The organism is Corynebacterium sp. HMSC08F01, from assembly GCF_001807545.1.
GTDB lineage: Bacteria > Actinomycetota > Actinomycetes > Mycobacteriales > Mycobacteriaceae > Corynebacterium > Corynebacterium coyleae.
On sequence record NZ_KV789314.1, the window covers coordinates 288,086 to 300,028 of the forward strand.

An 11,943-nucleotide genomic window follows, 5' to 3' on the forward strand; every position below is an offset into this window, starting at 1 on the left:
GTCGGTGAGGAGAACACACGCACCATGTCCGAACAGGCTGAACAGACACCCCAGAACTTCCTTGAGGTGGAGATCAAGTTGGCGGTGGATGAGGACACCGGCATTCCTGATCTCATTCAACTGCCGGGGGTGACGTCGATTGAGTCCACGCAAGAGCACAACCTGTCTGCGGTCTACTACGACACGGCAGATCTGCGCCTGACGCGTTCCAAGATCACGCTGCGTCGCCGCACCGGCGGTTCGGATGACGGCTGGCACATGAAGTTGCCGCAGGAGGGTGGCCGCAAGGAGGTGCGCATGCCTCTCGACGACCCCACGACCGTGCCCGAAGCCCTCCTTTCGGAAGTTCGTGCCATTGTGCGCACGGAACCGCTAGAGCCGATCGCACAGGTGGATAACCGCCGCGTGGAGATCACGCTTGCAGGCCAAGATGGCCCGGTTGCGGAGTTTTGCGACGACCACGTCACCGCCTGGTCGCTGCTTCCAGGTGGTGAGCGCACGAACTGGCGCGAATGGGAGCTCGAACTCGCCGACGCCCTTGCGGACACCGAGGCGGGCGATGACCTGATTACCCAGGCAGGGTCTTTCCTGATCTCTGCGGGCGCGCGCAAGTCCTCCTCGCCGTCGAAGTTGGCCACGGCGCTTGGGGATTCGATCAAGTCCGCTCCCCTGCCCCCACACGTCCAAGGCGAAGTTGAGGAGGGGACGCCGGCTGCGGCGGTGGTGTCGTCGCTACGCAAACAGCGCGATGCGATCGTCGGTTGGGAGCCACGCGTGCGTGCCGATGAGTTCGATTCCGTCCACCAACTGCGCGTGGCCACCCGCGAGATGCGCTCCCTGCTGGAGACGTTCGAGGGCATCCTCGAAGGCGAAGCGCTTGCGACACTAGAGGACGAACTGAAGTTCTCCGCCGGCGTGCTCGGCGTGGCCCGTGACGCTGAGGTTGTGGAGGAGCGTTTCCTCGCGCTGCTGGATTCGGACGAGTCTGGTCTTATCGACGACACCGCGCGCACCCACATCGAACACGACATGCGCCGCGACTACGAGGCCGCCCACGCCGACATTGTGGAGATGCTGGACTCCGAGCGGTTCATGTCGCTGCTGGATGCCGTAGATGCCCTGCTGGCGGAGCCGCCAGTGGCGGTTGGTGACGGCGCTGGGGATGCTGACAGCGAGGACGGCGCCAAGACGGAGAAGAAACAATCCAAGGAGGTCCTTTACGACCACCTCAAGCGCGGCTACAAGAAGTTGAAGAAGCGCCACAAGAAGGTCGCCGAATACTACGACGACACCACCCTGCCGCTGCACGAGCGCGAGAATTACGTCCACGACGTGCGCAAGGCTGCCAAGAAGTTGCGCTACTCCGCCGTCGCAGCACAGGAAGCAGGCCTGAAGGCAGGGCGTTTGGCTAAGGCATGCAAGGCGCTGCAAAGCCAGTTGGGTGACTTCCAGGACGCGGTGACCTCACGCGATCGCATCGAGCGGCTCGCTAACGAGGCCCGCGAGCGCGGCGAGGACACCTTCTCCTACGGCATGCTCTACCAGCGCGAACTCGACCGCGGCGAGGCGTCGCTTCGCGATTACGACGACACCGTGCGCGAAGTGCGCAAGGCGTTTAAGAAGATCAAGCCGTAAGACACGGCCCGGCGGGGATTACTTCTCCCAAGAAGGAGCCTCGCCCCAGTCGTCGTCGGCTTCGTCGGCGGCATCTGCAGCCTTGTTGCGCTGCGCCGCGATAGCCAGCGCGTTCTCGGCCTCCTCGCGGGAGGCGTACGGGCCCATGCGGTTATCCCAGGATGCTTCCTTGCCCTGGGTGACCTCGCCGGTGGACGGGTTGTAGTAGTACTGCTCGTCGGCCATGATCTGCTCCTTTATGTTCGTTGCTTTTACCGCCCCTACCCTACCGAGACGGTTGGTAGTGTGGTGGCCGTTAAGGAGCGTGTAATGGCAGCATTTCAAACCCCCAAAACTTTCCCCGCCCAGCGCGTCCGCGCAGCTCACTCTGGCGACGGACATGTGGCGTCCGCACCGGCGACGTGGGTGCTCATCGGCGAAAACGTTGACCACTTTGGTGGTGTGACGTTGGCTGGGACGTCGTCGCTACGTGCAGCTGCTGCGGCGAGCCCGCGTGACGACGACACCATCGCCCTCACCGCCCACGGCCCCTTCGGCGAGTTCACCGCCGAAACAACCCTGGCCGCGCTGCACGAGGACGAGATTCAGGACCCGCTCGCGCGCCGCTGGACCGGGCTGGTGCAGTCGCTGATCCAACGCCAGGTGCTCTCGCGTGAGACGGCGGGCCTGGACATCACGGTGGAATCCGACGTGCCGCTCGGTGCCGGCCTCGGTTCGCTGTACGCCGCGGACGCCGCGATCGCGCTGGCGTTGGCGGGCGGTCACGGCGACATCGATACCGCACCCTTCCGCACCCGGCTCGCGGAGATCTGCTCGCACGCCGTAGCCACCTACTCATCGCTGGCGGTGCTGCGCGCTCGCCACTCCGTGGCCCTGCGTGGCGGTGGCACAGGCGTAAGTGTTCTCGACTACGCCGACGGGTCACTGACCGAAGCGCCCCACCCCGCCCGCCACGGCGTGCGCGTGTTTTCCCTGGCTAAGGAACTGGGCAAGCCGTACGACGTGCAAACCAAAGCGATCGCCAACCGCCGCGAGTTTATCGACGCCGCCTGCTCCAACTTCGGCGTCGAATCCCTACGCCAACTGCCAGACGCCACCAACCGCGTCGTCCAGTGGGTCGAGGCACGCCGCTCCGTTGGCGACGAGACCGCACCCGATCCCGACGTCGCCCGCCAGTGGGTGCAGTTCTGCGAAACCGAAACGCTTCGCTCCCTCGCCGCCGCCAAGGCGCTGCGCTCCCGGCGCGCCAACGAGCTGTTCACGCTGCTGAACTCACCGTCCGAGGCCCACGACCTGACCACCCCGGACGCGCTGGTCGCCCTGGCGCGCGAGCGTGGTGCCGTCGCCGCCCGCCCAGCCGCCACGGGCACCTCCGACGCGGTGATTGCGTTCGTGCCGGTGCAAGCCGCCGATACGTTCGCCGCCGCAATGGCGAAGGACCTCGAGGTCGTGGAGATCACCCCGGGTGAGGTCGCGCGCCTCGAGGACTAAGTACTCGCCTGGCCCGCAGCGCTAGTCCGCGGGCCAGGCGAAGCCGACCTCGCGGGCGTCGATGTCGGCGTGCACGAGTGAAAACTTCGTGGATACGCCTTCCTCAGGCGCGCCGGCAGAGGGTGCGAGCACCGGCGGGTCGACGATGAACACGCGGGACTGTTCCTCGCCGGATTTCAGCGTGACGCCGTCGAAGTTGTGACCCACCCACGGCTCGAGCACCGTCGCCTCCGTGAGGTGCAGGCAGGCCTTTTCCACGGTGTTGGCCAACTGGGAGGAGCGGCCCATGGTCTTCAGCATGCGTGCGGCGTCGCGCGTGACCCACTCCGGCACAGGCGTCCCGGCGCAGATGGCAAGGCAGACTTCGGTGGCGAAGCGGTCGATAAGCCTGCGCAGCGGTGCGGTGACGTGGGCGTAGTAGCCGCCGATACCGGCGTGGACCTCGGGGGCATCCTTGGACAGGTCGACGTAGCCGGAGCCGCGCAGGAGTTTCTGGGCTTCGCGCATGACGGCCATGCCGTGCGGGGTGTCCGCGTCCACGCCGGCCAAGAACTCGCCAATGTCGCCGGTGACGTCGAAGCCCAGGTTGCGGGCCTCGCGGCGGAACTCGGCCTCGCTTTCCGCTGACGCCGGCTGGAGGGTACGCAGGAACCCCACGCCGGCGTCCACCATCATCTGGCCTGCAACCATGCCGGTGAGCAGGGAGATCTCCGAGTTGTAGTCCATGATCGGGTGGCGCGGCTCAATGGCGAGTTCGTAGGCGTCTCCGTCGCGGGCCACGCGCACGGACGGCACACGCAGGTTGATCGCGTGCCTGCGTAGCGACGACTGCTGCCGCAACCGGCCAACCTCCGGCAACAGCGCAATCGAGGGGTGCACGGAACCATCCTCCAAGGAGGCGTGCACGCCCTCGTAGTCCAGGCGCGCCACCGAGTGAACAAGGGCGCGCTCGACGTGGGCTGACTCGACCTCCCCTTCCCCGTCCACGTCGAAGGTCCACAGCACGGCGGGCCTATCCACGTCCGGCAGCAGCGACGCCGACCCTTCGGAGACTTCCTCCGGGTGCAGGCGTGCCGGCTCGTCGGGCAGGTAGATCGTCTGGCCGCGCTGCAGCGACTCCTCGTGCACGCCGGAGTCACTGTCCACGAACGCCGCCACGTCCGCAATCGCATACCACACCCGGTACCCGCCACCGGCACGCTGCTCCACGAACACGGCCTGGTCCAAATCTTTAGAGCCGGCCGGGTCGATGGTGACAAAGGGGATATCGCGGGCGTCGATACGCACATCTGCGAAACGGTCCACCAACTCCGAGGCCTCTGCGTGCAACGATGGCGCAAAGTCGGTGGGCACGTCGAATTCGCGCGCAATGGCGCGGAAGTTCAGGGGTGCGGCGTAGAGCTTCATAAAACGCCATCGTGCCACGAAGTGGGCGAATGAGTCGGCCTATGAGCCGGATTCTGTCCCCCGCAAGCGGAGTGGCGACCATCCATCTGGGTCACCCATCGCTGGGCGCCTCAAGCAGCTACCTTCGGACTGGGCGGGCAGCCTCATCACATCCGACGACCTCTGCGCACGCGCAGGGGTTCTTGCCTTGCTCCCGGTGGGGTTTACCTGGCCACACGTGTTGCCACGCATGCCGGTGCGCTCTTACCGCACCCTTTCACCCTTACCCCGCACAAGGCGGGGCGGTCTACTCTCTGTTGCACTTTCCCGCGGATCGCTCCGGGTTGCTGTTAGCAACCACCGTGCCGTGTGGAGTCCGGACTTTCCTCGACGTGCGCCTACCCCAATGCTGAGGTGGTTCGCGCCGCCGCGGCCGCCCGGCCGGCTCATTCGCGGTCTAAAGCATACGCCTTTAGGGCGTGAGAGCGGAACCGCCACACATCCACCGGGTTAGAACGGGACCCCGCTGCGGAAGATGATGTTGGCGTACGGGGTTGTCTCACCCGTGCGAACCACGAACTTGCAGTCTGCAAGCGCCTGTTTGAGGTCTTCGTGGTCGACGCGGGTGGGGTCGTCGCAAAGTAAAGCGACCTCATCGGGCGCTTGCGTAGCGACGACCGCACCTTCCACCACAACCTCATCCAGAATCGCTTCGACGACATCGGCAAAGCGGGGCACGCCGAAGACCAGCGCGAGGTCCACGACCTCTACCCCGGCCGGGATGGGCAGACCACAGTCCGCCACGGCGAACGTGTCGGTGTGGCCGAGGCCGTTGATCGCGCGGGCCAGTTGAGCGTTGAGAATGCCTGTCTTGCGCATTACTCGAAGTCGCCTACGTTTTCCTTGGTCACGGTGACAACGTCGACCGGGACGATGGCGGTGGCGTCTTCATCGCGAAGCAGCTTCGCAGCCTCCTCAACCGCACGGGCGCCGAGCTGGCCCGGCTGCTGAGCGATGGTGGCGTGCATGCGGCCGTCGGTGACTGCCTTGAGCCCGTCGGTGGTGCCGTCGAAACCAATGACCTTCACGTCCTGGCCTGCGCGGGCACCAAGCGCTTCGATGGCGCCGAGGGCCATCTCGTCGTTCTCCGCGAAGATGGCCTTCACGTTCGGGTACGCCTGCAGCAGGTTGGTGGCCACGTTCAGGCCCTCGGTGCGGTCGAAGTTAGCGGTCTGCTCGCCGACAACCTTGATGTTCGGGTAGTTGGCAATGCCCTCCTTGAACCCCTTGCCGCGGTCGCGGGAGGCGGAGGAGCCGGCGATGCCCTGCAGGATCAGGATCTCGCCCTCTTCGCCGATGGCCTTGGCCAGCTCGTCGGCTGCCTGCTTGCCGCCGGCGACGTTGTCGGAAGAGATGAAGGAAGCAACGTCGCCGCCGTTGGAGGAGCGATCCACGGCGATGACCGGGATGCTGGCGTTGTTCAGGGCCTCAACGGCCGGGACGACGGCGTCGGAGTCGGTCGGGTTGACGATCACGGCGTCGGTGCCGGAGGTGATCGCGTTGTTGAGCTGGTCAATCTGGGTCGCAGCGTCATCGGAAGCATCCTGGACGTTCAGGGCGATGCCGAGTTCGTCGGCCTTCTCCTGGGCGCCGTCGCGAAGCTGGACGAAGAACGGGTTGGTCTGGGTGGACAGCGCCAGGGTGACCGCGCCCTCGTCGGCGGAGTCACGGTTGCAAGCGGACAGGGACAGGGTCATCGCCGCAGCAGCAACGATGGCGGTGGCCTTACGAGCGAAAGACATTTCGGGTTCTCCTTGAAGTTGTGAACAGGGGGTCTTGTTCAGGGGTTAAACGGTGGTCTTTTTGCGCAGCACGTCGAAGCCGACGGCCGCGGCGATGACCACGCCGATGACAATCTGCTGCCAGAACGAGCTGACGTTCAGCAGGTTCAGGCCGTTGCGGATCACGGCGAGCAGGATCGCGCCGACGAGCGTGCCGGTGGCCTTGCCGGTGCCGCCGGCCAGCGACGCACCACCGATGACCACGGCGGCAATCGCGTCGAGCTCGTAGCCCACACCGGCCTGCGGCTGCGCGGACGACAACCGGCCCGCCATGACCAAACCGGCAAGCGCGGCGAACAGGCCGCTGAGCGCATACACGGCGACGAGCACACGCTTGACCGGAATGCCGGATAGTCGCGCGGCCTCCTCGTTGCCACCGATTGCGTACATGGAACGGCCCAGCACGGTGCGCGAGAGGATGAACCAGCACAGCACGCCGGCCAACAGCATCATCAGAATCGGGATGGGGAACTTGCCGGCGTTGGAACCGAGCCAGTTCACCTCGTCGGCAGTAGCCATCGGCGAGCCCTGAGAGATCACCAAGGTGGCGCCGCGGGCAATGGACATCATGGCCAGGGTGGAAATAAACGCCGGGAGTTTGCCGTAGGCAGTGGCGATACCGCTGACCGCACCTGCCGCGAAACCGGTGAGCAGGCCCGCAATGAGCGTGATCCAACCGGGCCAGCCTGCCTCGACGAAGAAGTGGGCCGAAACCATGGCGCTCAGCGCCGCCACCGCGCCGACCGACAGGTCGATGCCGGAGGTGACGATGACGAATGTCATGCCGAACGCCAAAATCGCCACGGTGGCGGCCTGCACGCCCACGTTGATCAGGTTGTTCACCGTGAGGAAGTGCGGGGTGGCGATGAACAGCGCGATGCACAGCACGATCAGGCCGACGAGCGCGCCGTTGTTCATGATCCAGTTGATGACGCGCTGGCGAGTACTCAAGCGCTCATCCGTAGTCGTTCCCGTCATGCGCGGGCCTCCGTTTCTGTAAGTGGCGTTTCTGTAAGTGGTTCGACGTGGTCTTCGACGTTGGACACCGCCAGCGCCATAATCTCGTCCTGGGTTGCACCCGCGGGCAGTTCGCCTGCGATGCGGCCGCCGGACATCACCAGGATGCGATCCGACATGCCGATGACCTCAGGCAGTTCCGAGGACACCATGAGCACCGCGCCGCCGGCCTGGGTGATGTCGTTGATGATGTTGTAGATCTCCACTTTGGCGCCGACGTCGACACCGCGCGTGGGTTCGTCGAGAAGCAAAATGTTCGAGCCTGCCAGCACCCAACGACCAAACACGGCCTTTTGCTGGTTGCCGCCGGACAGGTTGCGGATCTCCTGGTCAATGCCAGCCATGCGCACGCGCAATTGCTTGGCGACGTCATCCGCACGTTTGCGCTGACCACGCACATCCGCGATCCCTGCGCGTGACGACGACCGCAACGTGGCCAGTCCAATATTCTCCCCCACCGTGGCCCCAAGCACGAGGCCTTGCGCCTTGCGGTCCTCCGGCACGTGGCCGATGCCGCGCTTGATCGCCTGGGCGACCGAGCCGGACGGGAGTGGCTCGCCGTTGATGGAAACGGTGCCGGAATCGACGTGGTCGGCACCCGCGATGGCGCGCACGACCTCGGTGCGACCTGCTCCCACAAGGCCTGCCAGGCCGACAACCTCGCCGGCGCGGAGCTCGAAGGAGACGTCCTTAAACTTGCCTTCCGTGGTGAGGTTTTCCACGGTCAGCAGCGGTTTGCCGATCTCTTTATCCACCTTCGGGTACTGGTCCTCAATGTCGCGGCCGACCATGTAGCGCACGAGTTCCGCCTCTGGGGTGGTGGCGGGGACCTCGGCGACAAAGTTGCCGTCGCGAAGCACCGCCACACTGTCGGCGATACGGGCGATCTCGTCCAGGTGGTGCGAGATAAACACCATGCCCACCCCGTTGGCCTTCAAGTCGTCGACCACCATGAACAACTGGTCGACCTCGTGGCCGGTAAGGGCCGCGGTGGGCTCGTCGAGAATCAGCACACGCGCATCCATCGACAACGCCTTCGCGATCTCAACCAACTGCTGGCGCGCAATACCGAGCTCGCCGACCGGCGTGTCCAGGTCCACCTTCAGGCCGATGCGGTCGATGGCTTCAGCGGCGATGCGGCGCATCTCCTTGAAGTTCACCAACCCCATCCGGCGCGGCGTGCGCCCGAGCGTGATGTTTTCTGCCACCGACAGCGTCGGCACCAGGTTTAACTCCTGGTGGATCGTGGCAATACCGTGCGCTTCTGCGGCCTTGGTGTCGGGCAGGGTAACCGGTTGGTCGTCGATAAGAATGCGCCCCGACGTAGGCTGATACACGCCCGACATCATCTTGATCAACGTCGATTTACCCGCGCCGTTCTCGCCGAGCAGCGCAAGCACGCGACCCGGCTCGACGGCGAGCGAAACGTTATCAATCACGTTGATCGGCCCGAACGACTTCGAAATGCCGTCCAACCGGATCAGGGGTTTTACCGCTGTGGTCATCTGCTGCACCTCCTTGAAGTGAAGTTGAAATTGCTGGATTCTCGGATAGTCAATGTGGTGGGTAACACCTCGTGCTGCGAGGTCGGCTCCCCGCGGATCAGCGCGGCGATCTTCTCCCACGCACGTCTGCCGACGTCCTCCACATGCTGCTCAATCACCGTCAACGGAACGGGCTGCATCTGAAACGCCGGCTGGTCATCAAACCCAACCAGCGCGAGGTCCTCGCCCAGACCGATCTTGTGGTCCAGCACGTACTGCAGCGCCCCGACCGTCATCATGGAATCCCCCGCGATAATCGCCGACGCGCCACGCTTGAGCAGGTCCGCGGCACCCGCGAAGCCCTCCGCGCTGCTGTAGCCGCCGCGGAAGATCAGACCGTTCGTCTCTGGGGTGTCGCGGATGACGTCGTGGAAGCCTTCCAGGCGCTGCAGCCCCGTCGACGTACTCGACGGGCCCGCGATATAGCCGATCTGCGTATGCCCGTTGTCCTTGAGGTGCTGGACGGCCTTGCGGATGGAAGGTCGCGCGTCCGTAATCACCGACGGCACCTCCAGCCCCGGCAGCACCCGATCCACCTGCACAATCTTCTGGCCCCGATCCAGCAGCGACTGCACCATCGGCGCGCTGTGCATCGACGGCACGATGATCGCCCCGGCCAGCTGCTGGCCGCTAAAGGTCTGCAACGCGGCGTCGAGTTGGCCGGCGTCCTCGTTGGTGGTGGCGATCATCACCGAAAACCCATCGGTGTCCGCTGCCTGCTGAATCGACGCCGCCATCTGCGCGAAGAACGGATTGACCAGGCTCGGGATGGTTAGCCCCACCGCGGTCGACGCTGCCGAGCGCAACCCCCTCGCCTGCAAATTCGGCACGTAATTCAACTTCGCCGCCGAATGAAACACCCGGTCCCGCGTTTGTTTCGAGATCGCCGGGTTCCCCGCCAGCGCCCGCGACACCGTGGACGGCGAGACACCGGCGTCGAGCGCAACCTCGCGCAACGTGGCCCGTGCTGCCATGGGTCCCTCCGTGTGTGTCCGGATCGTGTTGGGTGCTAGTGATGTGTGCAAACGTTTGCACCATGTGCAGAACAACCTAAACTGCAGCTGAGCGTCAGGTCAATAGCGCCACACCCCCACACACCCCCGAACGTTGGACTGCCTGTGCTGTTTCGTGTGGTTTTGAAGGCGGCGTTGTGGCCGCCGCGCAGCAGCAGGCCTACCCGCGGTGGTGGGCGACGTCGTTCACACAACGAACCACACCGAATTCGCCGAAGTAATCCACGACAGAGATGCTTGCCAGGTCCAAAAACAGGTGCTTGAACAGTTCGGCGTTCGCGCTGAGAGCCTGGCGGACCATGGATTTAATCGGGGTCATATGGGTGACCACGAGTACGTTCTGACCTTCGTAGCGCTCCTGCAGTTTCAGCCGGGCGCGGGTGACGCGGCGGTGGAACGCCGTCAGCGACTCGCCGGCAGGGGGCGCGTTGTTTGGCGATTCCTGCCACGTCGCATACGCATCCTCCCCCTTCGCAATCGCCTCGTCGCGGGTCAGCCCTTCGTAGTCGCCGAAGTCGAGTTCGCGGAACCCCTCGTCGGTCCGGACCTCCAGGCCGAGTACGTCCGCGGCGAACTGCGCGGTTTGCTGAGCGCGCGCCTGCGGGGAGGCAACGATGGCATCGATGCGCCCGAACGAGCGCAGCGCCTCGGCCGCACGCTTCGCCTGCTCACGGCCGATATCGGTGAGGTCCGGGTTAGAAACGCCGGAAAAACGCATCTCGGCCGAGTGTTGCGTCTGCCCGTGCCGCAGCAGAATGAACCGCGTTCGCGGTTCGGAGTTTCCAGCCCAGTGGCCAGCGGCATCGCGCTTTTTCTTCTCGACGACCGGCCCCTCCGCCGGCTTCTCAGCCTTGCCTGAAGCCTTGCCACCGCCAACCCACACGCCGGTGCCCTTCACAATCCCCGGCTTGTCGCCACGCGCGGCCGCGTCCATGGCCACGTTGGACAACTCGTCGGCCTTCTTGTTCTTCGCACGCGGAACCCAGGTGTAGGTGACCTTCTCAAAGGAGGAGGCGAGGTCGCGGGCTTCCCGGGCGAGTTGTTGCATGTCCGGGTGTTTGATTTTCCACCGGCCAGTCATTTGCTCGACGACGAGTTTGGAGTCCATGAAGACGTCCACCCGCGTAGCGCCGACCTCGCGCGACGCCTCCAGTCCGCGGACCAAACCGTAGTATTCAGCGACGTTGTTGGTGGACTTTTTGCCCACCACGTAGGCGATCTCTGCAAGGGTTTCGCCGTTGGGGTCGTAGACCACGGAACCGGATCCGGCGACCCCCGGGTTTCCGCGGGAGCCGCCGTCGCAGTACATCTTGACGTGCATTTACACCTCGTCGGTGGCTGGGTTCACGCGCACGAGCAGGGTGCCGCAGTTCGGGCAAGCCGGCAGGGTGTCCTCCGGCTCGGCGAGTACTTCGGCGCGCTCGGACGGCGGGAGTTGGATGAAGCAGCCACCGCAGGCGCGGCCGTTGAACTTGGCGGCGCCGATGTCGTCGTACGCCTTCAGCACGTCCTCCGGCAGGCGGGAACGCAGCGCGTCGGTGTCCACCGCTTCTTCTTCCGGCAACGCATCGACGGCGCGCTGGGCGGCCTCGACCTTGCGGTTGAGTTCATCGACGCGGGCGGCGTGAATGTCGCGGTTGTTGCGCAGCGCAGCGATCTCGTTGTGGGCTTCCTTGAGTTCGTAGAGCAGGTCCGCGATGCGCGACTTCGCGGCGTAGCGGTCGTGCTCCAGGTCCTTGCGACGCTCCGGGTCGGTCTCTGCACTGAGCTGGCGCTTGTCGTCGAGTTCGCGCTTCTTCAGTTTCCGCTCGTCTTCCTGGATGCGCAGGATTTCTAGTTCCATGTCATCCACGGCCAGTTGGGCGGAGGCGGAAGCCTCGGTCATGCGCGTGCGTTCGTCGAGAAGCTTCTGTAGCTCTTGGACTTCGGGACGAACGCGCGTCTGGCCCTTGGCGGCGTCGGCGAGCGCGAGCTCCAGGAGGACGGGTTGCAGGTCTTGGGATAGGTGCATCGGTA

Annotated in this window: 11 protein-coding genes and 1 other RNA gene; 2 read left to right on the forward strand and 10 right to left on the reverse strand. The window is 65.0% G+C overall.

What is annotated here, in order from left to right:
• Window positions 1–24: 24 nt before the first annotated feature.
• Window positions 25–1,635: a CYTH and CHAD domain-containing protein gene (locus tag HMPREF3171_RS07855; protein WP_070484052.1), complete on the forward strand. Its 1,611-nt coding sequence runs from the start codon at window positions 25–27 to the stop codon at window positions 1,633–1,635.
• A gap of 18 nt (window positions 1,636–1,653) precedes the next feature.
• Here the strand turns inward: HMPREF3171_RS07855 and HMPREF3171_RS07860 are convergent, their stop codons facing one another.
• Window positions 1,654–1,860 carry a hypothetical protein gene (locus HMPREF3171_RS07860; protein ID WP_070484054.1) on the reverse strand — a complete coding sequence of 69 codons (207 nt, stop codon included), beginning with the start codon at window positions 1,858–1,860 and terminating at the stop codon, window positions 1,654–1,656.
• An 84-nt stretch (window positions 1,861–1,944) separates the two neighbouring features.
• Between HMPREF3171_RS07860 and HMPREF3171_RS07865 the strand changes: the two genes are divergently transcribed.
• The gene (locus tag HMPREF3171_RS07865) at window positions 1,945–3,126 is read left to right on the forward strand and encodes a galactokinase family protein (RefSeq protein WP_070484056.1); all 1,182 of its coding nucleotides are present in this window, start codon (window positions 1,945–1,947) and stop codon (window positions 3,124–3,126) included.
• A gap of 21 nt (window positions 3,127–3,147) precedes the next feature.
• Here the strand turns inward: HMPREF3171_RS07865 and HMPREF3171_RS07870 are convergent, their stop codons facing one another.
• From HMPREF3171_RS07870 to HMPREF3171_RS07910, 9 genes are all read right to left on the reverse strand, one after another.
• Window positions 3,148–4,533, reverse strand: a complete 1,386-nt coding sequence (locus HMPREF3171_RS07870; protein ID WP_070484058.1) for an RNB domain-containing ribonuclease — start codon at window positions 4,531–4,533, stop codon at window positions 3,148–3,150.
• A 26-nt stretch (window positions 4,534–4,559) separates the two neighbouring features.
• An RNA gene (gene rnpB, locus HMPREF3171_RS07875) (RNase P RNA component class A) lies at window positions 4,560–4,961 on the reverse strand.
• Between the two features lie 61 nt (window positions 4,962–5,022).
• Window positions 5,023–5,391: an RbsD/FucU domain-containing protein gene (locus HMPREF3171_RS07880; RefSeq protein WP_070484060.1), complete on the reverse strand. Its 369-nt coding sequence runs from the start codon at window positions 5,389–5,391 to the stop codon at window positions 5,023–5,025.
• Window positions 5,391–6,314 (reverse strand): D-ribose ABC transporter substrate-binding protein, encoded by a 924-nt coding sequence (locus HMPREF3171_RS07885; protein WP_070484062.1) that lies wholly within the window; start codon window positions 6,312–6,314, stop codon window positions 5,391–5,393. Before HMPREF3171_RS07885 ends, HMPREF3171_RS07880 begins: the two co-directional genes overlap by 1 nt.
• Window positions 6,315–6,359: 45 nt before the next feature.
• Complete coding sequence (locus HMPREF3171_RS07890; protein ID WP_070422135.1) at window positions 6,360–7,331, reverse strand: ABC transporter permease; 972 nt, start codon at window positions 7,329–7,331, stop codon at window positions 6,360–6,362.
• Window positions 7,328–8,875 carry a sugar ABC transporter ATP-binding protein gene (locus HMPREF3171_RS07895; protein WP_070484064.1) on the reverse strand — a complete coding sequence of 516 codons (1,548 nt, stop codon included), beginning with the start codon at window positions 8,873–8,875 and terminating at the stop codon, window positions 7,328–7,330. The genes HMPREF3171_RS07890 and HMPREF3171_RS07895 overlap by 4 nt, the downstream gene beginning before the upstream one ends.
• Entirely contained in the window at window positions 8,872–9,888 is a 1,017-nt protein-coding gene (locus HMPREF3171_RS07900) for a LacI family DNA-binding transcriptional regulator (protein WP_070484066.1), read from the reverse strand. Before HMPREF3171_RS07900 ends, HMPREF3171_RS07895 begins: the two co-directional genes overlap by 4 nt.
• A gap of 199 nt (window positions 9,889–10,087) precedes the next feature.
• The gene (locus HMPREF3171_RS07905) at window positions 10,088–11,248 is read right to left on the reverse strand and encodes a bifunctional RNase H/acid phosphatase (protein ID WP_070484068.1); all 1,161 of its coding nucleotides are present in this window, start codon (window positions 11,246–11,248) and stop codon (window positions 10,088–10,090) included.
• Window positions 11,249–11,938, reverse strand: a complete 690-nt coding sequence (locus tag HMPREF3171_RS07910) for a zinc ribbon domain-containing protein (RefSeq protein ID WP_070422131.1) — start codon at window positions 11,936–11,938, stop codon at window positions 11,249–11,251.
• Window positions 11,939–11,943 lie beyond the last annotated feature (5 nt).

Coding starts and splice junctions, on each gene's coding strand:
- HMPREF3171_RS07855 (WP_070484052.1), top strand. CDS start 25: ATGTCCGAACAGGCTGAACAGACACCCCAGAACTTCCTTGAGGTGGAG.
- HMPREF3171_RS07860 (WP_070484054.1), bottom strand. CDS start 1,860: ATGGCCGACGAGCAGTACTACTACAACCCGTCCACCGGCGAGGTCACC.
- HMPREF3171_RS07865 (WP_070484056.1), top strand. CDS start 1,945: ATGGCAGCATTTCAAACCCCCAAAACTTTCCCCGCCCAGCGCGTCCGC.
- HMPREF3171_RS07870 (WP_070484058.1), bottom strand. CDS start 4,533: ATGAAGCTCTACGCCGCACCCCTGAACTTCCGCGCCATTGCGCGCGAA.
- HMPREF3171_RS07880 (WP_070484060.1), bottom strand. CDS start 5,391: ATGCGCAAGACAGGCATTCTCAACGCTCAACTGGCCCGCGCGATCAAC.
- HMPREF3171_RS07885 (WP_070484062.1), bottom strand. CDS start 6,314: ATGTCTTTCGCTCGTAAGGCCACCGCCATCGTTGCTGCTGCGGCGATG.
- HMPREF3171_RS07890 (WP_070422135.1), bottom strand. CDS start 7,331: ATGACGGGAACGACTACGGATGAGCGCTTGAGTACTCGCCAGCGCGTC.
- HMPREF3171_RS07895 (WP_070484064.1), bottom strand. CDS start 8,875: ATGACCACAGCGGTAAAACCCCTGATCCGGTTGGACGGCATTTCGAAG.
- HMPREF3171_RS07900 (WP_070484066.1), bottom strand. CDS start 9,888: ATGGCAGCACGGGCCACGTTGCGCGAGGTTGCGCTCGACGCCGGTGTC.
- HMPREF3171_RS07905 (WP_070484068.1), bottom strand. CDS start 11,248: ATGCACGTCAAGATGTACTGCGACGGCGGCTCCCGCGGAAACCCGGGG.
- HMPREF3171_RS07910 (WP_070422131.1), bottom strand. CDS start 11,938: ATGCACCTATCCCAAGACCTGCAACCCGTCCTCCTGGAGCTCGCGCTC.